We start from the raw sequence: 21,153 nt of genomic DNA, 5'->3' as shown, positions 1-21,153 counted from the left end.
CCTCAAGGGATTCTGTTATTTTTGATCCAGCCACCAGTCTTCGGCTTTATAGAAATCTTCTTTCGGATGGAAGACGTAACCTTTCATATTTTTTGGCATCGCTCTATGGTAGTTCGTATAATACAAGAATGTATATGGCTGATCTTCCGCCAGAATTTCGTAAATATCTTCATACGCCTTTTTATATTCTTCACGATCCTTCAACGTTTTAGCTTCATCCAGCAATTTATCAAGCTTTTTATTTTGATACCAAACATAGTTTAGTCCTTTTTCAGCTTCTTTCGAATGGAAAATGTTGCTCTGATCAGGGAACGTAGCAAGGCTCCAGCCCATGATCATCGCATCAAAATCCCAATTCGGCGGATTCATTTGTTCAATTAAAGCACTCCATTCAACAATCTGCGGTTTTGCTTGAATACCAATTTCTTTTAATTGTTGCTGAACAACAACCGCGAGGTCTTCACGTGTTTTGTTTCCTTGGTTCGTTTTAATAACGAAAGAAAACTTTTTGCCGTCCTTATCTAAAATCCCATCACCATCTGAGTCTGTCCATCCAGCTTCTTTGAGCAGTTTTTTTGCTTTCTCTGGATCGTATTCAAACGTTTTAAACTTATCTTTGTTATCCGGATAGTTCCATGAAAGCGGGCTTTCCGGGATGTTCGCGATTTCCCCATCTCCATCTAGAACTTGGTCAACGAGCGCCTGGCGGTCAAGCGCATGTGTCAGCGCTTGGCGAACCTTTTTATCCTTAAACAGCTCATTTCTTTCGTTCCAGCCGATATACGTATAATTCAAACCTAAATCGGTTTCCATCTTCACATTGTTAAATTTCTCGGCCGTTTTATAGTCTGGTCCTGGTGTAACGACCAAGTAATCGACATCTCCAGCTTGCAGCTGTGACAGCGCTGCATTTGAATCCGGAATAATTTTATACGTGATCGAATCTAAATGAGGACGCCCGGCATAATAATCATCAAAAGCCTCAACCTTTACATATTGTCCTTCTTTCCATTCTTTAAATTTAAACGGTCCTGTTCCAATCGGATTCTTTCGATTGAATTCGTGTTCACCGAGTTTGCTGATTGGGACATCTTTTAAAATGTGCTTAGGCAGAATACCGTAACTGGCAAGTGTAACATTGTAAAAATACGGATCAGGCTTCTTTAATTTAAACTGTACTTCATATTTACCTTTTTTCGTGACAGACTCTATCATTTTAAAGTTCGAGCCGCGTTCTCCGACGTAGTCATCACTCATCGGAATGCTGTAAGTAAATACAACATCATCAGCTGTCATTTCTTCACCGTCATGAAACTTGACGCCTTCCTTGAGCTTAACATCAAATGTTAAACCATCTTCCGATTCTTTTACTTCCTCAGCAAGCTGGTTCTCCACTTCAAGTTTCTCATTAACGTCTAACAAAGTGTTGTAGATCAGTCTTTCAATATCTGAACTTGCTGTATCAGTTGAATACAGTGAATTAAACAGCGTCGGTTCACCTGTGGATCCAGCAATCAGATCCCCGCCCTGCTGCGGCTTCCCGTCAGATTTGCCTTCCTTTTCGTCCCCTCCGACTTCGCCGCTGTTGCAGGCCGTTAGAAAAATCGATAAGATCAGCAGCAAGCTTAAAATTGAAAATCCTGTTTTGCGTTTATTCATTTTATGAATTCCCCCTTATTAAACTGTTGTCCTTCTTTCCACCCGATTGACCCCCGTTTTTTAAAGAAGACATTCCCCCTCTCAAGGATTTAATATGTGACGGCCTCCCCCTTTATTCGTAAAGGTGGCACGCCGCGAAATGGTTTGTTTTCACTTCCTTGAAAGCGGGTTCGGCTTCCGCGCAAATCGCTTTTGCAGCCGGACACCTCGTATGAAAGACACAGCCTTTCGGGGGGTTGGCGGGGCTCGGCAGCTCGCCTTTTAAAACGATTCGCTCCCGCTTTGTCCCGCCTTTCTTCCTAGTGACGGGAACGGCGGACAGAAGCGCCTGCGTGTATGGATGAAGCGGGTTGTCGTACAGCTCATGCTTGTCTGTCAGCTCCATCATTTTGCCGAGATACATGACGCCGACCCTGTCGCTGATGTGGCGGACGACGCTCAAATCATGGGAAATGAACAAATATGTCAGATTGAATTCTTCCTGAAGCTCTTCCATCAGGTTGATCACTTGAGCCTGGATTGACACGTCCAATGCGGATACCGGTTCATCGGCGATAATAAGCTCCGGATTTAAAGCCAGCGCCCGCGCGATTCCGATCCGCTGGCGCTGCCCTCCGGAAAATTCGTGGGGATAGCGGTTCGCAAACGACGGGTGCAACCCGACCTTTGCCAAAAGCTCTTCGGCTTTTTCGTTACGTTCTTTGAAATTGTACATATGATGCGTGTTGAAGGGTTCTTTGATGATGGAACGCAGCGTTTTTCTCGGGTTCAGTGAGGCAAACGGATCTTGGAAAACCATCTGGATGTTTTTGCGGACGCTCTTTCTCAACGCTTCTTCCGACAAACTTGAAATGTCGCGGCCTTTGTAAAAGATCTGTCCTGCCGTCGGTTTATAAAGGCGGATCATCGTCCGTCCGGCGGTCGACTTTCCGCAGCCCGATTCACCGACAATGCCGAGCGTTTCGCCGCGTTTAAGCGAAAAGCTGATGCCATCCACCGCTTTGACGTCGCCGATTTTTTTCTGAAATATCCCTGAGCGGATCGGAAAGTACTTTTTGACATCTTTCAGCTCCAGAAGGGATTCTTGCGGGTTCATTTCCTGTCCGGGCTGTAATCGTTCAGCTGATGAAGTCATCCCTTATTCTCCCTCCTCATATAAAAAACATCTGACAGACCGGCCGTCCGGACGCGTCTTCAAGTCCGGCTGCGCGCCCCAGCATTTGTCGCCCGCACTCGGACACCTCGGAGCAAACCGGCAGCCGGCCGGAAGGTTGTCAGGCGTCGGCACATTTCCTTTAATGGCTGTTAATTTTTCAATGGAGCCTTCAATAACAGGGATGGAGTTTAACAGTCCTTTTGTGTAGGGATGCAGGGGTTCATCGAATAGTTCGTCTACTGTGGCATTTTCAACAACTTGTCCGCAATACATGACGATCACGCGGTCCGCAATTTCGGACACAACGCCGAGATCGTGGGTAATGAGAAGGATGGAGGTATCGAATTTGTCGCATAGGTCTTTCATCAGTTCCAGCACTTGCGCTTGAATAGTGACGTCAAGCGCTGTAGTCGGTTCATCCGCGATGAGCAGCTTCGGATTGCAGCTTAAGGCAATGGCGATCATCACCCTCTGCCTCATGCCGCCCGACAGGCGGTGCGGATATTCTTTCATCAGCTCGCCTGCCCTCGAAAATCCGACAAGCTTTAATAATTCTACCGCTTTTTTGGCGGCTTCTTTTTTCGATAGCTTTTTGTGATAGATCAGCACCTCTGTGATTTGTTCGCCGATCGTCAAAACCGGATTGAGCGAGGTCATCGGCTCCTGAAAAATCATCGAGATTTCATTTCCGCGGATCTTGCATAAATCTTGTTCTTTGTATGTAACGAGATCCCGTCCTTCGAGCTTGATGGAACCGTTCATGATCTTTCCGCCCGAGCCCTCGACGAGTCCCATGATAGACAGAGACGTGATGCTTTTACCGGATCCCGATTCACCGACCAGCGCCACGGTTTCTCCTTTTTTGATTGAAAAATCGACGCCGTCCACTGCGGGTATCGGCTGTTTTTTTCTGAAAAAATAAGTTTTTAAGTCATTGACTTCCAGCAATGCGCTCATCCAGATTCCCCTTCCATAGACCAGAAGTTAAATATTACGAAAAACTAATATATTACTTTTTTAGAATTTTCTTAATATGACTGAATTATCTTAAAATTTTATAGTTGTATATTATTACATAATCATTACAAAAGCAAGGAGTTTTTTTATTTTTTGTAATAATATTAATTTAATCCCATAATTTTAGTATTTTAAAGCGATAGCTTTATAAAGTCTTCCGACGGGAAGGATAAAATGTCGGCAACCTTCAAATTTCGAGCCGATAAATATTTTTTTACAATACTGTAACCGACAGCATATCCGACCATGTCGGGGTAAGGACCTTTTCCAAATAAAATATTGGAGAATAGTCGGTTATCATGTCGGCGCAGCTCGAAATGAGGCTTTACGAACCGGTCCTGGAAATGTCGTAGCTGTTTTTCGGAGTAATATGACGTCCATGCAGCTGTTTCGGCTTCCCCCAACCGTTCGAAAACGGCATATTCTGCGATGCCTTCGAGAATGATTGTATCAAGCAGCGTCATCTTTTTTTCTTCTTTCGGCATATTTTCTAACCGGCAAACGTGATTATATTCGTGCGTCATGATCGCAGAAATCGATGACCGGGGAAGATCGGCCGATAAAAACAAAAATAATTTGTCGCTGAACGCAAGGCCTGATTTCGAGCCGAATTCGACGCGGATTTTGCGGTTTCTTTCATCGACCGGCAGGATGAAAATCGGAACATCCGGCCCATTCCATCTCATTTGCAAAATCCTTTCTTCCTGCTCTACCGCTTGAAATATATCGTTTTTTTCAAGTGACGCCATGGTCTGCAGAGCATCCGGCCAAAAGCGAAACATTCCATGTGCTTGAAGGTGTTCGATCAATGATCTACTTGCTGATTTGGAAGATCCTTTGAAATAGTGCAGGAGGCGCTCGGCTAACTCTTTCATTGATGAAGCCTTCTTCATCCATTCATTTGTTTTTTCGATACTCACCATAATCACTCCTTTTCAAACGTATTTTATGCAAACACCAAAAAGCGGCTACCATCTAAAATGATAGCCGCCGTTTAAATAATGACTTATGGTGATTTCAGGATTGTTTGAACAGGGTGATAAAGTCACTAAAAGTTAGACCCAAAAAAAGCTTGTCGTTGAAACAGGTTTTCCGACTTGGGCCACAAGATGTTACTCTTAAGTAAATTTAATTGGCTATTGATTTTGCTTCTTCGGGGAAAAGCGTTTTAATGACATCTGACGTCTCGTGTGTATATTTAGACTGTTGAATGACATTCATATTATGTTGCAAAGCAGCTGTAATTAACTCTCTTGCCGAATTAGAAACCGAATTATACAGTGAATTGAAATCATTGTTTTCTAATGCTTCTACAGCCTTTTCTTCTGCGTTAACATATGTTAAATGATCGATGCATTGTATGACATTTTGAATTCCACGAACTCTTATTCTAAAGATTTCCTTCATTTCTTTCTCATCATACATGATCTCTTCATATTTTGTTTCAAATTTTTTAGTATTGTGAGGATGCATTTCAAGTTCTCTGTGTTGAACATCAACTAGAAGGTATCTTGCGTGTTTTAATTTTTTAAAACCTTCTTTAATTGCAGCAATGGCCTTCACTTTGTCACCTGCAAAATAATATTCACCTGCTCTATCAAACTCAATTGCCCCCAGATAAACTTCTACCAGAGATTCTTGCGCCCTAACTGCCAATGCCTCAGCCTTTGATTTCATTGCAGGAACTTTTGAAGTCCTGCAATTATTTGCAACAACTCCCATAAAATCACTCCTATGTTATTTTTTTACTTACATTAAATATATTACATAAAATGGTCGTTTTTTTCAACTCAATATCTGTAAATTAAAATTTTTTACTGAAGATACCTTGGTTAAAAATCGCCCCCTGGTTCCTATCTGAACGCCCATATTTTCAAATTATGAAAAACTATAAACATCTTAGTCTTTTTAGACTGCAAATACTTTTAAGTCTGCGGAAAGAGGATGACAAAATAAAAACGGCCACCATCTAAAATGGCAGCCGTTTTTATTGCGGTTATTCATATTTTTTGAAAATCAGCGTTGCGTTGTGTCCGCCGAAACCGAGCGAGTTGCTGAGCACAACATTTACGTCCTGGCGGCGGGCTTGATCCGGTACATAGTCCAGATCGCAATCTTCATCAGGCGTTTCGATATTGATTGTCGGAGGAATGATGCCTTCCTTAATGGCAAGGACGGAGAAAATCGCTTCGATGCCTCCGGCAGCCCCGAGCAAGTGCCCTGTCATCGATTTTGTCGAGCTGACGGCAAGCTTGTAGGCATGCTCTCCGAACACTTCTTTAATGGCGATCGTTTCAAATTTATCATTGTACGGCGTGCTTGTTCCGTGCGCATTGATATAATCAATGCTATCAGGAGACAGACCCGCATCTTTGATCGCTTCTTTCATGGCTCTGACGCCGCCTTCCCCATTTGGCGCAGGAGCCGTGATATGATAGGCGTCTCCCGTTGATCCGTAGCCGACCACTTCCGCGTAGATTGTCGCTCCGCGGTTTAACGCGTGCTCAAGCTCCTCAAGAACGACGATTCCCGCTCCTTCTCCCATGACGAAGCCGTCGCGGTTTTTGTCAAACGGGCGGCTTGCCGTTTTCGGATCCGGATTAGTGGAGAGCGCTTTATTGGCGGAAAAGCCGGCAAACGACATTCTTGTAAGCGGGGCTTCCGTTCCGCCGGAGATCATGACATCTGCATCGCCGCGCTGAATGACTTTAAAGGCGTCGCCGATTGAGTTCGTACCCGTCGCGCAAGCCGTCACCGTACAAGAGTTGACCCCTTTTGCACCGAGAGAAATCGAAATCTGGCCGGTCGCCATGTCAGGAATCATCATCGGTACAAAGAACGGGCTGACGCGCCGCGGTCCTTTTGTTAAAAATGTTTCGAACTGCTGTTCAAGCGTTTCAAGGCCGCCGATCCCAGAACCGACCCAGACGCCGACCCGGTCTGCGTTGCTTTCATTAATGTCGAGCCCCGCGTCTTCCACGGCCATTTTCGCCGACACAACGGCATATTGTGTGAAGCGGTCCATTTTTCTTGCGTCTTTTTTATCCATGTAATCTTCTATCTTAAAATCTTTCAGTTCCGCAGCTACTTTAGCTGGATACTCGTCCGCGTTCACCCTTGTAATCGGGCCGATTCCGGAAACCCCGTTAACCGCGTTGTTCCAGCTCGTTTTGACGTCATTACCAAGAGGTGATAAAGCTCCTAATCCGGTAATGACTACTCTTTTACTATTCATAAGTTGCACCTCACCTTTCTTTTATCGGCCCCAGCGCATGGCGATGGCTCCCCATGTCAAACCACCGCCGAAGCCGACCATCACAATGACGTCACCGTCTTTTATTTTACCAGCTTCAAGCTCTTCCACAAGAGAAATCGGAATAGAAGCAGCTGATGTGTTTCCGTATTTATGAACCGTTTTAGACATTTTTTCGACTGGCAGCTCCAAACGTTCGCGCGCCGCTTCCATGATCCGGATGTTGGCTTGATGCGGCACCAAAAAGTCGACATCCTCTTTGGATAATCCGGCTTTTTCAATGACATTCACACTGGATTCGCCCATTTGGCGGACAGCAAACTTGAACACTTCTCTGCCATTCATGATTGTATGATCTTTTTCATCCAAGTACAAGTGCTTTCCGCCTCTGCCGTCTGCACCGAGCTCAAAAGACAAAATCCCTTTATCGTCGCTGACAGGCCCGACAACTGCGGCGCCCGCTCCGTCTCCGAACAGAACAGCGGTATTGCGGTCATCCCAGTCCGTAATGCCTGAAAGCTTTTCAACTCCGATGACAAGCACATGCTTATACGTCCCGGCTTCGATAAACTGTTTTCCAGTGACTAAACCGTACATAAAACCGGCGCACGCTGCGCTGATATCCATTGCACAGGCATTGAATGCACCGAGCTTTTCTTGAATCATGCAGGACACTGTCGGGAATGCCTGGTCAGGAGTAACGGTGGCGACGAGAATCATATCAAGATCTTCCGCCTCGATGTTTGCGTCTTCCATCGCTCTTCTAGCGGCGGCCACAGCCATGTCGGATGTTTTCTCATCTTCAGCTGCGATTCTTCTTTCTTCTATGCCTGTTCTTGTACGAATCCACTCGTCAGAAGTTTCAACCATTTTTTCCAAGTCGAAATTGGTCAGCACCTTTTCAGGGATGTACCGGCCGATTCCAATAATTCCAGCTTTCATAGGAAAGACTCCTTTATTCATGATTTTTTCCAACTAATGTTATGAGTTATTATTAGTATCTGGTACTAATCCTACCCTATTTTTTTTTAGTTGGCAATATATTCGTCTAATCTAGCAGATCAAAACATTCATATAGTAGTGATATATATGAAAAAGGAGGGATGAAGAGTGGCGAACGACGATTTTTTCACAAAAATGATGTTTGGCGCAAACGCACCCGGCAGGCATGAAGAGACGGAGACGGATGCGGAAGCGGAAACCGTCGAAGACGCTGAAGTATCCCAGGAAGCCGATTATATGCACGTGTTGAATCAGGTTGGAGAAATTATGGATTCGCTCGATGAGCTGAAGCCTGTGTTTAAAGAAATCGGCTCAATGGTCAGCGCTTTGAAAAATAAGATTTCCATATAAAAAAGCCACTTCTTCTGAAAAGTGGCTTTTTAAGCGTTTGCGGGCGTTTAAGTCAGGCGTCTGAACCAGCTTCCGCTTTACCGAGCTCGTAAGCCTCGGCCATCACTTTCGTAAACAAGTTCATGAATGGCTCAAGCATTTCCGGGGAAAGTTCGATTCCCGCTTTTTCCATCTCTGCTTTCGCTTCCGGAACGTATTTCATGGCAATTTGCAAAAATTCCATTGATTTTTCGTGCATCTTGATCACCTCAATGTTCGTTTGGCAGTTTGTTTGTTTTTTTGTATTCGTCAATCAGCCGATTCATCTTTTCTTGAAATGACTGATCGACAACAGGGCTGAATTCTCCCATTTCGATGACGCCGTCTTGAATGTCAAATGAGCGCTTGCCGCCTTTAAGCGTTCCTTTATTAAACTCGTCGGCGGTGAGTTCATAAGCGTCGTCTACATGCTGTATGGTGCTTGTCAAAACGACATTCTCACCCAATTCCGACTGGTCGCTTACATAGCCGATAGCGTACAGCCCGTCCTTTTTGATTTGTTCAATGACAGGGACATTATACCCGTCTCCGGCCGGATACACAACATCCGCGCCTGCCTTCTTCATTTTTTCATACAGTTTGACGGCATTTTCGCTGTCGTCCCACTGGCCGACATATTCTGTCATCACCTCAATGTCCGGATCGAGGTATTTAGCCCCTTCGGAAAATCCTTCTACTTCAGGCTGCCATTTATACGTTGCGAGCACGCCGATTTTCTTTGTTTTTGACTGATGGGCCGCCGTCATTCCGCCGAAGAACCCCATCGCTTCTCCTTCAAGCGATATGCTTGTCACATTTGGGTGATCGGCTTTCGAGTTCATTAAAACAAAATGAATATCAGGATAATCTTTGCATATCTCATTAAAGGCTTTTTCATATTCGCTTCCGTGCCCGTAGATGAGGTTGACGCCTTTTTTGTGAAAATCTTCTACAGCCATTTTAATGGCAGCGTCATTATCGATTCCCTCTTTATAATAGACGTCGACATTGTAGACGGATTGTATTCTTAATAATCCTTTATATCCTTTGGTTCCCCATACTTGGTCATTTATCGTATCAGGGACAAGCAAACCGACTTTTTCAATTTTCCCTTTCAGCGGCGATTGTCCGCAGCCGCTTAGCGCCAGGAGAATGAAAAAAATCGCGACAAGCCTGTACACCATGCCATGTTCAACTCCCTTTCGAAAAACAGCAATTCAAATCTATCTTTATTGTATCCTTTCAAGTGTAAATTAGGAAGATCTTTCTTATTTTTTGTCGAAAAATGTAGACATTTGTCTGATCCATTCTTCAATGATCTCATCGGCTTTATCGTATGGCGTCTTCTGTACAAACTGCAAATCTGAAAAATCTTTTTCAACAGCACAGGCAGCGGCTTGTGCTGCCGCGTCGTTCACAAAAAGCGCTCCGTCCCTGTTTTGTTTATCCTCTGCCCTGACGTCCCACGGACCGAACAGATCCGGAAGCACGATCAGTTCAACACCCTTTTCCTCCATGCCGGCGCGTAAATCCTCTTCGAATTGTTCCTGGTAGACAAACAGAATAACAGGCTTGTTTTCAACGCCTGCAGCCAGCGCTTCTTCCGGCACTGAGCCTGTGTATTGGATGAAGACTTGTTCGTACGGGGCTTCAAGCTCTTTTTCGATGAGACGGAAATGCTCGTTTCTTCCCAGCCACATCAGCCGCTCTTCGAGATACATCAGCTTTTTTTCGTCGCTTGTCTGTTCCAGCTTTACATCTATGTCAACACCCTCTTCAAGTAGATGTTCACAAAATGAAAGGCCGAAGAACTCATCTGCTCCATATACAAGTGCCGGCTTCATTCGATGGACCACCTTTCGTTTCAGCTTTTTTAACCAAGCAAAAAACAGCCCTTTCATCATTTTCGGGCTGCTATTATTCTATTCTCTATAAGACTTTTTCATGCGTTTTGAAAAAGTTCGCGATTGCTGAATGAATGCGCTGAGGATGTTCGGTCAGGTGCAGGGTAAGCCCTACGCTGTGACGGCCTTTAAGCTGGCGCTCCTCAAACGTTTTGGCATGGATCATATACGGATACGGTGAGCCGTTCAGTCTTTGCCAAATATGAACGGGTACGAGATTGTGATAAGGGGATATGCTTTTGAACGGATAATCGGCTGCCTCCCGCTCCGTAATTCCGTAGCTTTCGGCAATTTCTTTAATAAACTGTTTGTAGAAAAACTTGTTTTCTTTTTCTCGTTTATGATGAGCCTGAAGATCGAGGCAAGGATTAACCATCGCTGCAGAACGTATTTGGTTCGAGATCGAGCGAAGGAGCTCATCTGCAATGAGGGCCCCTGTGCCTTCCGCCAATAGATGAATTTTTTCATTTAAAATCTCTTGTTTGAACACGTAATGAATCAGCTGTTTGGCGTATGCAACCGCTTTTTCGGAGCCCCAGTGCCTGCCGAACAAATTGCTGTTTACCAGGGTATAGCCTTTGTTTCTCAGGCTCGTTAGAAGCTGATTTCTTCCGTAATGCTGAAGCCAGAAGCTCGAATCTTCCCCGACAAAATGGTTCCGGTCGCCGAAAATGAACACCAGAAAACCGTTCGGCTTGTACGGAAGATGAACCACGTTCCATTCTGAATCCATTTGAAAAAAACGTTCGGTTATTTTCATCACTTGCCTGCCTCCTTCCTGCCGTAATCTGCTCATTATTTTATGTCGTACGTGCAGCAAACGAATAAGGAAAAGTCCCAGTCTTCATGATGAAAAGTAAACTTTAATGAAATACCCTTTCTGATATTTCTGAAAACAGAGTTGAAAGCCCTGTCTTGTTCACTAAAATGTCTTTTCCAGCTGGCTATGTATATGGTATGATAAGTTTTAGAATTGAATGAGAAGGACGAGGTGGGAAACGTGCGATTTGTGGTCGCTTTTTTCTGGACATTTCTTTTGACGCAGATGGCCTGCTATATTGTCGGCGCCATGAACGGTGCTGGGTATGACCTTCAAACCAGTGTCATTATGGGCTTTATCATCACCGCAGCCGTTATTGTTCTTGGAGAAATTATGCCTGTTAAACAGGATGCAAGTCAACATTAAAACCCCGGCTTTTGAAAGCGGGGTTTTTTGCTTTAGACAGACAGCCGTCCGACGGCTGTTTTTTTAAGGCTTTCTTTTATATGTCCAGAGCCGGTTATGGTTGGAGGTTTCAGGGAAGAACTCGCCGGCGCTCAATTTGATTTGTTGAGGGTTCTGAACCATGCTTCCCGTTTCGCCGATCTCCACATACACTCCATTATTGGGCGCTTTTTGGCCCGGCCGGAATTGACGCTGCTGTCCCATTTGCTTCACTCCCTTTTATTATTAGATTGCCCCACTCTCCCAAAAAACATGTCGATTTTATCTTTACATCTGTTTGCTTTGTATAGTTTAATGAGAAAAGTGTTCCGAAAATTAAAACGAATCGCCCGTTCATTCCGTCTTTTAAAAGGGCGTCACAACTTGTGGGAAACGGAGGAGTATCATGGATTTTTTAATGTTGATCAAGTATATCCTTTTAGGGTTGCTTCAGGGATTCACAGAGCCGATTCCTGTTTCTTCAAGCGGCCACTTGGTGCTGGCACAGCACTTTTTAGGCTTGAACATTGAAGGCTTCAGTTTTGAGCTTTTGATGAATGCCGGTTCTTTAATTGCCGTATTGCTCGTCTATAAAAACGATATTTTCAGGCTGACGGTAAACGGACTGTCTTATGTCACATCAAAAAATGAAAAAGGAAAAGCGGACTTCAGGTTTATCATCTATCTGATCATCGCCACGATTCCTGCCGGTGTCATCGGTGTTTTATTTGATGATGAGATTTCGGCTTTCTTTAAAGACGGCGTCCGGATCACCGCGGTTACTTTGCTGATCACGGGTCTGGCATTGTTTCTCATTCGCAATTTGCGCGGCCGCAAAAACGACGGCGAAATCAGACTGAGAGACGCCGTGATCATCGGCTTGTCGCAAATGGTTGCACTTGTTCCCGGCATCAGCCGTTCGGGAGCGACGATCGTCCCTGCGATGGCGCTCGGCCTCAAATCTGAAACCGCGCTCAGGTTTTCATTTTTACTGTACATACCGGTCAGTCTTGGCGGGACCATTTTAAGCATTACCGATATTTTTCATGATCCGCGTTTAGGGGAGCTTTTCCTTCCTTATTTGTTTGCGTTCATTGCATCGATTATCGCTACATACTTTTCATTGCGCTGGTTCATGAATATTATGGCGAAAGGAAACTTGGTTTATTTCTCGATTTACTGCTTTGTCATCGGCATCGCCGTTTTGATATTCGCCTAAAAAAACAGCTGATCAATTGTGATCAGCTGTTTTTTATTTAAGATAACAATGCTTTTAATAAAGCTTTTTGGACGTGCAGGCGGTTTTCAGCCTGCTGGAATACCGCTGAATTCGGGCCGTCGATGATCTCTGCGGTGACCTCTTCTTCCCTGTGGGCAGGAAGGCAGTGCAGAAAGACGTAATCCGGTTTGGCATGGGAGACAAGCGCTCTGTTGACCTGGTAAGGAGCAAAGATATTCATCCGTTCTTCGGCTTCTTTCTCTTGGCCCATGCTTGTAAACACATCAGAATAGATGACATCCGCTTGTTGAACGGCTGACACGGGGTCATTTGTGATTGTGACGGCCGCTCCGGACTCTTCGGCGAATCCCTCGGCCAGTCTTACCACTTCCTGATTCGGCTCATACCCTTCAGGCGAAGCGACCGTAATGTCGCATCCCACTTTCGCACAGCCGATTAACAGCGAATGCGCGACATTGTTTCCGTCTCCAACATAAACGGCTTTCAGCCCTTTTAATGTTCCTTTCGTCTCTTGAATCGTCAAGAGGTCACTAAGCGCCTGACACGGATGGAAAAGATCGGTCAATCCGTTGATCACGGGAATCTCGGCGTGCTTGGCAAGCTCTTCGACTTTTTCGTGTTCGAATGTGCGGATCATAATCGCGTCGACATAACCCGAAAGCACTTTCGCGGTATCTGCGATCGTTTCCCCTCTGCCCAGCTGCATGTCTTTACTGCTTAAAAACAGGGCGTTTCCACCGAGCTGCGCCATTCCGGCTTCAAACGATACGCGCGTTCTCGTCGACGACTTTTCAAAGATCATCGCCAATGTTTTTCCTTTAAAGATGTCTTGAATTTTATTTTGCTTCATCGCTGCTGCCTCTTTCAGCAAATAAACGATCTCTTCTTTTGAAAAGTCTTTCAGGCTTAAAAAATCCTTACCCGTCAGATTGATTTCCCGGGTCGCCCCGATGTTTACAGTAGACATGTCTCCACTTCCTTTTTATATAAATCTTTAAGCGACACGGCTTTAGTCGTTCCATGCCCGCTCGTCAAAAATGCCCGCACCGTCTCTTCCTCTGTCATCACCGCCACACCGTGGGTGACGGCTTCCATTCGCTGCTTGCTCGCCTCTTTTGATTCGGCTAAATGGATGTGCAGCGCTTTGTCTTTCCGTTTGATCCAGCCTGGAAAATCGTCCGACTGTACGGTGAAACCCACCTGTTCTGCGAGAGAACGAAGCTCGCCGGCCCCTTCCATGTAAATGCAGCCTTTCGTTTGCCAGATTCCCGCAAAGATTTTCTTCAGGGCGCTTTCCGGATTGAAGCCGACATACATGCCTTCTCCGGTCGATTTCATTTCCGGTCCAAGCTTCAAATCGACATCCTGAATAGCGTGCGATGAAAAGACCGGAAACTTCACGGCAACGCCGCGTGAGTTTTTGGCGGCGGGCTTCAACTCTTTGAGTGACGAACCGGCCAACAGCTGCGCCGCAAGCGGGATCATCGGAACCCCCATCACCTTGCTGACAACCGGAACCGTCCGGCTCGCCCTCGGATTGACTTCAAGGATGAGCAGTTCATCCGCGTCCGCTATAAATTGAATGTTCATAATACCTTTAAATCCGAGCTTGCGGACGATTTTTGCGGCAGCATCCCGCGCGGCGCTTTTCATCTCCGGAGTGACCGAAGGCCCCGGCAAAATCGCGTAGCTGTCACCTGAATGCACGCCCGCTTTTTCAATATGCTCGATATAAGTCGGGATGTAGAGATCGTCGCCATCGCTGACAAGGTCGATTTCAAACTCTTTTCCCGATACGTATTGATCGATCAGAATCGGGTAAGGCATTTGCGACGCTCCGCCCAGCAGCTCTCTGAGCTCTGCTTCGGAGTGAACGATCATCATGCCCATGCCGCCGATCACATATGACGGCCTGATCAGCACAGGATAGCCGATTTCGTTTGCTTTCTGCACCGCTTCCGCTTTTGATGAAGCCGTTTCTCCTTTAGCATGAGAAATGCCGAGCTCGTCAAGAAGCTGATAAAATTGATCACGGTCTTCAAGTATGTCAAGGGTTTCCGATGATGTCCCAAGCAGGGTGATGCCCGCTTTTTCAATCGCTTCAGCCACATTGATGGCGGATTGGCCGCCGAATTGAACAATCGCAAAATCGATATCTTCCGCTTCAGCGACATTGAGAATATGCTCGGGTGTAATCGGTTCAAAGTACAGGCGGTCTGCCATTTCATAATCCGTGCTGACGGTTTCCGGGTTGTTGTTCAGCATGATCGTTTCAAACCCGAGGTTTTTCAGCGTCATGACGCCGTGCACGGCGCTGTAGTCAAACTCGACTCCCTGGCCGATCCGTATCGGGCCGGAACCGATGATCAGGGCGCGCTTTTTCGTTTTTTGAGAGATGTCTCCGTCGCTTTTCCCAAAATACGTCGAGTAAAAATAGTTTGTCTTCGCATCAAATTCAGCTGCGCATGTATCGACGATTTTAAAGGATGCGGCAATGCCCATTTTCTTGCGGAACGCGCGCACTTCTTCTTCCGTCTTTCCGGTGAGGGAAGCGATCGTAAAGTCGGTAAATCCCTTTTCTTTTACCTTTTTCAAAAGGCTGACGGACAGCGCATCTCCCTGTTCCATCAACTTGTTTTCCAGTTGAATGATATTAGAAAACACATGAAGGAAATAGTTATCGATTTTCGTTTTCTCGTGTATCTCGCTGATGGAAGCCCCCCTGCTCAGCAGCTCCATGACCGCAAAGAAACGGCGGTCATCAGGAGTCTCAAGCAGCTTCCACAACACTTCTGAAGATGCGCCGCCAAGTTCGGGCAAATGGGTTCCTGACGTTTTCAGCTCAAGGGATGCGACCGCTTTTTGCAGGGCCGCTTCAAGATTGCGGTCAATCGCCATGACTTCTCCCGTCGCTTTCATTTTCGTGCCGAGCTTACGGTCGGCTTGTTTGAATTTGTCGAACGGCCAGCGCGGAAATTTGACGACGACATAGTCAAGCGCTGGCTCGAAGCTGGCGTATGTCGAATCTGTGAGGGGATTTTTCAGCTCGGCAAGCGTGTAGCCGACAGCCAGTTTAGCCGCCATTTTTGCGATCGGATAGCCGGTCGCTTTTGAGGCGAGCGCCGATGAACGGCTTACTCTCGGATTCACCTCGATGACATAATAATTTTTGCTTTCCGGGTCCAGGGCGAATTGAATGTTGCAGCCGCCGACGACATCGAGCGCGGAAATGATCTTTAAGCTGGCAGAACGAAGCATTTGATAATCCGCATCCGTTAATGTCTGCGACGGGGCGACAACGATCGAATCCCCCGTATGGACGCCGACCGGATCGATGTTTTCCATATTGCAGACGGTAATGCATGTATTGTTTCTGTCACGCATGACTTCGTATTCGATTTCTTTAAAACCGGCAATGCTTTTTTCGACAAGACATTGGTGAATCGGGCTTGCGAGGAGGGCGCTTTCGATTAAAGGCAGGAACTCCTCTTTCGTCGCCGCGATGCCGCCTCCTTTTCCGCCCAATGTATAGGCCGGCCGCACGATAATCGGAAAACCGATTGAGAGCGCAAAACGAAGCGCATCATCATGATTGTCAACAATTTCTGAATCCGGCACAGGTTCGTTCAGCTCCTTCATCAAGGCGCGGAACTTTTCCCTGTCTTCGCCCTTTTCGATCGTATCAACAGATGTTCCAAGCAGCTTTACCCCGTATGTTTTAAGAATGCCGGCCTTTTCGAGCTCGACAGCCAAATTCAGCGCTGTCTGTCCGCCCAGATTGGCGAGCAGTCCGTCCGGTTTTTCACGCTTGATGATTTGTGTGAGGCTTTCCACTGTCAAGGGCTCAAAATAGATTTCATCTGCAAAAGATTCATCGGTCATGATGGTCGCCGGGTTGCTGTTGACAAGAATCACCCGGTAGCCTTCGCTTTTCAGCGCCATGCAGCCCTGGGTTCCGGAGTAGTCGAATTCAGCGGCCTGCCCGATGATAATCGGCCCCGACCCGATAACGAGAATGCTTTTGATGGTTTGATCTTTAGGCATGGGCGATCTCTCTCCTTGCTTCGTTCAATTTCTTCAAATATTCGCCGAATATCCACTCGCTTTCAGCCGGTCCCGGATGGGCTTCCGGATGAAACTGAACGGATATGACAGGCAGTGTTTTATGCATCAGCCCTTCTACTGAACCGTCGTTGACATGATAAAATCTGACGGAAAATTCATTTTCGCTGATGGTGTCCCGATCGACGACATAGCTGTGGTTTTGGCTTGTCATGAACACGCGTCCGGTCTCTTTGTCCATGACCGGATGATTGGCTCCCCTGTGGCCGAACGGAAGCTTATACGTGTCGCTTCCGAATGCGAGCGCGATCAGCTGGTGCCCGAGACAGATGCCGAGAGTCGGATAGGAAGAGATGATATCCCGGAGTGCATCCATATATGGAAGGATCGCTTTCGGATCGCCCGGCCCGTTTGAAAGGACGATCCCGTCCGGATTCAGCTTTGAAATGCCGTCCATCTCTTGATAGGGAACGACCGTTACTTTGCAGCCCCGGTTTGCAAGCGATGAAGCGATCGACTTTTTATAGCCGAAATCGATCACCGCAATATGCGTATTGCCTTCCCTAAAGGCGCCGTTTTCGTTTTGTCCGGCAACCTGTGCCGCATAGTTTTCCAGCTGGCGCGGAGCCGGAATGCCGTCCTTTTGTTTCGTCAGTCTGGCATTCAGCGTCCCCTTTGCCCTGATATGCTGAACAACCGCTCTTGTGTCCACGTGCGATAAAAGCGGAACATCCCACTTCGCCAAGTATTCCCGAAGGCTTTCTGTCGCCTGATGATGGGAAAACCTGTCGCACGCTTCATAGACGACAACCCCTTTCACCTGAGGCCGTTTGCTTTCATCATCGCTTTCGTTTATTCCGTAGTTGCCAATCAGCGGGTACGTAAAGACAATAATCTGGCCTTTATAAGAAGGGTCTGTCAAAACCTCCTGATAGCCGGTCATGCCCGTAAAAAAGACGACTTCACCGGTGCAGCCGTCAAGACCGTCCAGTTCACCGCTGAAGGATGTACCATCTTCAAGAACTAAATATCCTTCCATCTTATGCCCACCTTTGATGAATAAATAATGATATTCATGAATTTTTATACTTACATATCGAAAAAAAATTACTGTTTTACAGCTGAATGATCTGCCATGACAGCTTTCAGTTTTTCCACGGCCGCTTTGATTTCACTTTTCGCAACCGTCAATGGCGGCAGAAGTCTGATGACGTTCGGACCCGCGGGAAGAACGAGCAAACCTTCCTTTTGAAGCGCTTCGATCAGCGGCTGTACAGGTTCCTTGCACTCGATTCCGGCGATCAGCCCTTTCCCGCGGATATCTTTTACAAGCGGAAATTGAAGCTTTTCTTTCAGCTGTTGATGCAAAAATGCTCCTTTGGCGCTCACTTCTTCAAGAAAGCTGCTTTCAAAAATGGTCTCCAACGTGGCGTTTGCCGCAGCCATCGCCAGCATGTTCCCTCCGAATGTCGAGCCGTGGGAACCCGGAGAGAACGCTTCTGAAAGCTCTTTTTTCCCGATCACGGCTCCGACCGGAAAACCGCTGCCCAGTCCTTTCGCGACGGTGATGATATCAGGTGACAGCCCTTCGTATTCATATCCGAAAGCTTTACCGGTGCGTCCAATTCCTGTTTGAACTTCGTCGACGATAAGGAGAGCCTGCTTATCGCGGCAAAAATCTTGAACGCTCTGCAGAAATTCCCTGCTCGCAGGGATGACGCCGCCTTCGCCTTGAATCGGCTCGAGCATCACTGCCGCGATATCTTTTTCATCCTGCAATTCGGCAAATGCTTTCGGCTCGTTGTAAGGTAAGTAGTGGAATCCTTCAAGCATCGGTCCGAATCCGAGCTTGATCTTTTCCTGTCCGGTTGCGGCCATTCCCGCATACGTGCGTCCGTGGAACGATTGCTGAAACGTTATGATTTTTGTTTTTTGCGTATGTTTTCGTGCGAGCTTCACCGCCCCTTCATTCGCTTCTGCCCCGCTGTTGCAAAAGAAGACGAGATCGCCTGCACTGTTTTTGGCAAGAAGCTGTGCAACCTTTTCTTGAAGCTCATTTTGAAACAGATTGGAAACATGCCAGACATCATCAAGCTGTTTTTTGACAGCAGCTGTCACTGAATCGGGGCAATGCCCGAGATTGCAGACCGCGATTCCCTGGACGAAATCAAGATAAGCGTTCCCCTTCTCATCCTGAACGATCGTGCCTTTCGCTTTTTTAATATTGATATTCCAGCGGCTGTACGTCTGAAATAAATGACTCACGATACGGCCTCCTTTTGTTTAATGATTTTCGTGCCGATGAAATCGTCTTTCGTGAGGAAAGATCCTTTTCCGCTCACGATCATCACTTCATCCACTTCATCTGTGAGGGCTTCTTTTGCAGAATGCACTTTTGGTATCATGCCTCCCGAGATCACGCCTTCAGCAATCAGGCTTTCGATGTCTGCCGGCGTCAGCTCTTTCAGCATTTCTTCGTTTTTCATAATCCCTTTAACGTCTGTCACAAACATTAATTTGTCAGCGTGCAAGGCTGCCGCAACAGCCGACGCCGCCAAATCGGCGTTCACATTCAAAGTCTCACAGCCATCCGTCATCGAGAGGGGGGCGATAACCGGAATAAAGCCTTTTTCCATGAGCGCTTCGGCCATTCGGCCGTTTACTTTTTTAATGCGCCCGACCTGACCGTATTCTTTTTCATTTAAATAGTCGGCAAGGAGCAGTCCCCCGTCTTTTCCTGATACGCCGACAGCCGGAAGGCCGTGCTTTGTCAGCTCGGCAACGAAAAATTTGTTGATCGAACCGGATAAGACCATTTCAGCGACTTCAAGAACCGCTTTTGTCGTCTTGCGCTGTCCGTTGACGAATTCGCTTCGAATATTGAGTTTCTTCAGCATCTTTGTAATATCAGGCCCGCCCCCGTGGACGAGTGCGATTTTCCAGCCGCTTTCGGTCAGCTCTTTCAGATTTTGAAAAAATTCGTCCGATAGTTCGCGGATGACGCTTCCGCCGCATTTAAAAACGATTGTTTTATCCATTGTGATCCCCTTTTTACGTCCGATAGCTCGCATTGATTTTGACGTATTCATAAGTTAAATCGCAGCCCCAAGCCGTACCCTTTCCGTCACCTTCCTGCAAGCGAACCTCGATTTTCACTTCGCTGTTTTCTAAATATGTTTTGGCCAGCTCTTCTGAAAACGGCTGCGGTTCGTTATTTTTAAAAAGGCATTGGCTGCCCAGGTAGATTTCTACCTTCTCCGGTGTCACAGCAGCCATGCTGTCTCCGATCGCGACAATGATTCTGCCCCAGTTCGCATCCGTTCCGTAAACCGCGGTTTTTACAAGGTTTGAGCCGACGATTTTTTTGGCGATGATTTGCGCTTCAAGATTGCTTTTCGCACCGTTCACTTCAACCTCGATCAGCTTTGTCGCCCCTTCCCCGTCTCTCGCGATTTGTTTGGCGAGGTCTGTGCAGGCAAGCTGCAGGCCTTTTTTGAAAACCGGCCAATCTTCGTGTTCTTCATGGAGGCGCTCATTTCCGGCGCATCCGTTCGCCATGACGAGCACCATATCGTTAGTCGATGTGTCGCCGTCGACTGTGATCTGGTTGAATGAAACGTCCGTAATTTCCCTTAATGCCCTTTGCAGCGCGCTTTCTTCGATGCATGCATCTGTTGTGACAAAGCCGAGCATCGTCGCCATATTCGGGTGGATCATCCCCGACCCTTTGGCTACTCCGCCAATCGTCACTCTTTGACCGCCGATCATCAGTTCATAGCACGTTTGTTTGATCACCGTGTCTGTCGTTAAGATCGCTTCTTCGAAATCGCCTTCGGCAGGCTCAGTCTCGGCGAGAAGGCTGATGCCTTTTGTAATGCTCTCCATATTGAGGTATTCGCCGATGACGCCGGTTGAGGACACGGCCACCAGTTCCGGCTCGATCCCAAGCATATCAGCGCTTTGGCGGCGCATCTCATATGCATCTTTTAAGCCCTGCTCTCCCGTACATGCGTTGGCATTTGCGCTGTTGACGATGACGGCTTGCAGATGCGCGCTTTTTTTGAGACTTTCCTGCGTCACCTTGATCGGCGCAGCCTGAAAGTGGCTTTGCGTATAAACGGCGGCGCTCACCGCCGGTCTTGAGCTGATGATAATTCCAAGATCCTTTTTTGAATAGCGGAGGCCGCAGTGAACCCCTTTTGCCAAATAGCCTTTAGGCGAAGCGACATTTCCGTCTGTTTTTTTTATGCTGTCTTGACTCACCTGAATCATATGTTTGTTCTCTCC

At 46.8% G+C, this 21,153-nt stretch carries 21 protein-coding genes; 3 read left to right on the top strand and 18 right to left on the bottom strand.

What is annotated here, in order from left to right; translation table 11 throughout:
* Positions 1-15 precede the first annotated feature (15 nt).
* The 7 genes from MHH76_RS06510 to MHH76_RS06480 form a co-directional block, all read right to left on the bottom strand.
* Positions 16-1,659: a peptide-binding protein gene (locus tag MHH76_RS06510; RefSeq protein ID WP_025811646.1), complete on the bottom strand. Its 1,644-nt coding sequence runs from the start codon at positions 1,657-1,659 to the stop codon at positions 16-18.
* A 112-nt stretch (positions 1,660-1,771) separates the two neighbouring features.
* Entirely contained in the window at positions 1,772-2,755 is a 984-nt protein-coding gene (locus tag MHH76_RS06505; RefSeq protein WP_033155159.1) for a dipeptide ABC transporter ATP-binding protein, read from the bottom strand.
* A 42-nt stretch (positions 2,756-2,797) separates the two neighbouring features.
* Positions 2,798-3,772 carry an ABC transporter ATP-binding protein gene (locus MHH76_RS06500; protein ID WP_003180594.1) on the bottom strand — a complete coding sequence of 325 codons (975 nt, stop codon included), beginning with the start codon at positions 3,770-3,772 and terminating at the stop codon, positions 2,798-2,800.
* 191 nt (positions 3,773-3,963) lie between these two features.
* Positions 3,964-4,752 (bottom strand): DUF2268 domain-containing protein, encoded by a 789-nt coding sequence (locus tag MHH76_RS06495; RefSeq protein ID WP_025811649.1) that lies wholly within the window; start codon positions 4,750-4,752, stop codon positions 3,964-3,966.
* A 208-nt stretch (positions 4,753-4,960) separates the two neighbouring features.
* On the bottom strand, positions 4,961-5,554 hold the full coding sequence (locus MHH76_RS06490; RefSeq protein ID WP_229118231.1) for a hypothetical protein: 594 nt from the start codon (positions 5,552-5,554) through the stop codon (positions 4,961-4,963).
* Positions 5,555-5,828: 274 nt separating this feature from the next.
* On the bottom strand, positions 5,829-7,067 hold the full coding sequence (fabF, locus tag MHH76_RS06485) for a beta-ketoacyl-ACP synthase II (protein ID WP_003180590.1): 1,239 nt from the start codon (positions 7,065-7,067) through the stop codon (positions 5,829-5,831).
* A 21-nt stretch (positions 7,068-7,088) separates the two neighbouring features.
* Positions 7,089-8,027 carry a beta-ketoacyl-ACP synthase III gene (locus MHH76_RS06480; protein ID WP_003180588.1) on the bottom strand — a complete coding sequence of 313 codons (939 nt, stop codon included), beginning with the start codon at positions 8,025-8,027 and terminating at the stop codon, positions 7,089-7,091.
* 168 nt (positions 8,028-8,195) lie between these two features.
* Between MHH76_RS06480 and MHH76_RS06475 the strand changes: the two genes are divergently transcribed.
* Positions 8,196-8,438 (top strand): hypothetical protein, encoded by a 243-nt coding sequence (locus tag MHH76_RS06475; RefSeq protein WP_020450928.1) that lies wholly within the window; start codon positions 8,196-8,198, stop codon positions 8,436-8,438.
* Positions 8,439-8,490: 52 nt separating this feature from the next.
* Here the strand turns inward: MHH76_RS06475 and MHH76_RS06470 are convergent, their stop codons facing one another.
* The 4 genes from MHH76_RS06470 to MHH76_RS06455 all read right to left on the bottom strand — a co-directional run bounded on the left by MHH76_RS06470 (position 8,491) and on the right by MHH76_RS06455 (position 11,120).
* Positions 8,491-8,676, bottom strand: coding sequence for a ComZ family protein (locus tag MHH76_RS06470; protein WP_011197761.1), 186 nt, complete (start codon positions 8,674-8,676; stop codon positions 8,491-8,493).
* A gap of 10 nt (positions 8,677-8,686) precedes the next feature.
* Positions 8,687-9,640, bottom strand: coding sequence for a BMP family ABC transporter substrate-binding protein (locus MHH76_RS06465; protein ID WP_020450927.1), 954 nt, complete (start codon positions 9,638-9,640; stop codon positions 8,687-8,689).
* Between the two features lie 84 nt (positions 9,641-9,724).
* The gene (locus MHH76_RS06460; RefSeq protein ID WP_003180580.1) at positions 9,725-10,300 is read right to left on the bottom strand and encodes a hypothetical protein; all 576 of its coding nucleotides are present in this window, start codon (positions 10,298-10,300) and stop codon (positions 9,725-9,727) included.
* 85 nt (positions 10,301-10,385) lie between these two features.
* Positions 10,386-11,120, bottom strand: coding sequence for a hypothetical protein (locus tag MHH76_RS06455; RefSeq protein WP_025811652.1), 735 nt, complete (start codon positions 11,118-11,120; stop codon positions 10,386-10,388).
* Positions 11,121-11,351: 231 nt separating this feature from the next.
* Between MHH76_RS06455 and MHH76_RS06450 the strand changes: the two genes are divergently transcribed.
* Positions 11,352-11,546 (top strand): YjzD family protein, encoded by a 195-nt coding sequence (locus MHH76_RS06450; protein WP_009328851.1) that lies wholly within the window; start codon positions 11,352-11,354, stop codon positions 11,544-11,546.
* Between the two features lie 63 nt (positions 11,547-11,609).
* Here MHH76_RS06450 and MHH76_RS06445 read toward each other — a convergent pair whose 3' ends face one another.
* Positions 11,610-11,789: a YjzC family protein gene (locus MHH76_RS06445; protein WP_003180573.1), complete on the bottom strand. Its 180-nt coding sequence runs from the start codon at positions 11,787-11,789 to the stop codon at positions 11,610-11,612.
* A 181-nt stretch (positions 11,790-11,970) separates the two neighbouring features.
* Here MHH76_RS06445 and MHH76_RS06440 point away from each other — a divergent pair, with 181 nt between their 5' ends.
* Positions 11,971-12,783: an undecaprenyl-diphosphate phosphatase gene (locus tag MHH76_RS06440; protein ID WP_043054287.1), complete on the top strand. Its 813-nt coding sequence runs from the start codon at positions 11,971-11,973 to the stop codon at positions 12,781-12,783.
* 37 nt (positions 12,784-12,820) lie between these two features.
* On the opposite strand, the gene argF is transcribed toward MHH76_RS06440, so the two are convergent.
* The 6 genes from argF to argJ all read right to left on the bottom strand — a co-directional run bounded on the left by argF (position 12,821) and on the right by argJ (position 21,138).
* Complete coding sequence (gene argF, locus MHH76_RS06435) at positions 12,821-13,771, bottom strand: ornithine carbamoyltransferase (RefSeq protein ID WP_020450924.1); 951 nt, start codon at positions 13,769-13,771, stop codon at positions 12,821-12,823.
* Complete coding sequence (locus MHH76_RS06430) at positions 13,759-16,848, bottom strand: carbamoyl phosphate synthase large subunit (RefSeq protein ID WP_043054286.1); 3,090 nt, start codon at positions 16,846-16,848, stop codon at positions 13,759-13,761. Before MHH76_RS06430 ends, argF begins: the two co-directional genes overlap by 13 nt.
* The gene (locus tag MHH76_RS06425; protein WP_043054285.1) at positions 16,841-17,905 is read right to left on the bottom strand and encodes a carbamoyl phosphate synthase small subunit; all 1,065 of its coding nucleotides are present in this window, start codon (positions 17,903-17,905) and stop codon (positions 16,841-16,843) included. Before MHH76_RS06425 ends, MHH76_RS06430 begins: the two co-directional genes overlap by 8 nt.
* Positions 17,906-17,973: 68 nt before the next feature.
* Positions 17,974-19,131 carry an acetylornithine transaminase gene (locus tag MHH76_RS06420; RefSeq protein WP_020450921.1) on the bottom strand — a complete coding sequence of 386 codons (1,158 nt, stop codon included), beginning with the start codon at positions 19,129-19,131 and terminating at the stop codon, positions 17,974-17,976.
* Positions 19,128-19,904 (bottom strand): acetylglutamate kinase, encoded by a 777-nt coding sequence (gene argB / locus MHH76_RS06415; protein ID WP_020450920.1) that lies wholly within the window; start codon positions 19,902-19,904, stop codon positions 19,128-19,130. Before argB ends, MHH76_RS06420 begins: the two co-directional genes overlap by 4 nt.
* A gap of 13 nt (positions 19,905-19,917) precedes the next feature.
* Positions 19,918-21,138 (bottom strand): bifunctional ornithine acetyltransferase/N-acetylglutamate synthase, encoded by a 1,221-nt coding sequence (argJ, locus tag MHH76_RS06410; RefSeq protein ID WP_043054284.1) that lies wholly within the window; start codon positions 21,136-21,138, stop codon positions 19,918-19,920.
* Positions 21,139-21,153: the final 15 nt, after the last annotated feature.

The organism is Bacillus sp. FSL L8-0193 (assembly GCF_037976065.1).
GTDB classification, from domain to species: domain Bacteria; phylum Bacillota; class Bacilli; order Bacillales; family Bacillaceae; genus Bacillus; species Bacillus paralicheniformis.
Note: the sequence above shows the minus strand (reverse complement) of the source record. Positions and strands in the feature narration are given on the sequence as shown.

Coding starts and splice junctions, on each gene's coding strand:
- MHH76_RS06510 (WP_025811646.1), bottom strand. CDS start 1,659: ATGAATAAACGCAAAACAGGATTTTCAATTTTAAGCTTGCTGCTGATC.
- MHH76_RS06505 (WP_033155159.1), bottom strand. CDS start 2,755: ATGAACCCGCAAGAATCCCTTCTGGAGCTGAAAGATGTCAAAAAGTAC.
- MHH76_RS06500 (WP_003180594.1), bottom strand. CDS start 3,772: ATGAGCGCATTGCTGGAAGTCAATGACTTAAAAACTTATTTTTTCAGA.
- MHH76_RS06490 (WP_229118231.1), bottom strand. CDS start 5,554: ATGGGAGTTGTTGCAAATAATTGCAGGACTTCAAAAGTTCCTGCAATG.
- fabF (WP_003180590.1), bottom strand. CDS start 7,067: ATGAATAGTAAAAGAGTAGTCATTACCGGATTAGGAGCTTTATCACCT.
- MHH76_RS06480 (WP_003180588.1), bottom strand. CDS start 8,027: ATGAAAGCTGGAATTATTGGAATCGGCCGGTACATCCCTGAAAAGGTG.
- MHH76_RS06470 (WP_011197761.1), bottom strand. CDS start 8,676: ATGCACGAAAAATCAATGGAATTTTTGCAAATTGCCATGAAATACGTT.
- MHH76_RS06465 (WP_020450927.1), bottom strand. CDS start 9,640: ATGGTGTACAGGCTTGTCGCGATTTTTTTCATTCTCCTGGCGCTAAGC.
- MHH76_RS06460 (WP_003180580.1), bottom strand. CDS start 10,300: ATGAAGCCGGCACTTGTATATGGAGCAGATGAGTTCTTCGGCCTTTCA.
- MHH76_RS06455 (WP_025811652.1), bottom strand. CDS start 11,120: ATGAAAATAACCGAACGTTTTTTTCAAATGGATTCAGAATGGAACGTG.
- MHH76_RS06445 (WP_003180573.1), bottom strand. CDS start 11,789: ATGGGACAGCAGCGTCAATTCCGGCCGGGCCAAAAAGCGCCCAATAAT.
- MHH76_RS06440 (WP_043054287.1), top strand. CDS start 11,971: ATGGATTTTTTAATGTTGATCAAGTATATCCTTTTAGGGTTGCTTCAG.
- argF (WP_020450924.1), bottom strand. CDS start 13,771: ATGTCTACTGTAAACATCGGGGCGACCCGGGAAATCAATCTGACGGGT.
- MHH76_RS06430 (WP_043054286.1), bottom strand. CDS start 16,848: ATGCCTAAAGATCAAACCATCAAAAGCATTCTCGTTATCGGGTCGGGG.
- MHH76_RS06425 (WP_043054285.1), bottom strand. CDS start 17,905: ATGGAAGGATATTTAGTTCTTGAAGATGGTACATCCTTCAGCGGTGAA.
- argB (WP_020450920.1), bottom strand. CDS start 19,904: ATGGATAAAACAATCGTTTTTAAATGCGGCGGAAGCGTCATCCGCGAA.
- argJ (WP_043054284.1), bottom strand. CDS start 21,138: ATGATTCAGGTGAGTCAAGACAGCATAAAAAAAACAGACGGAAATGTC.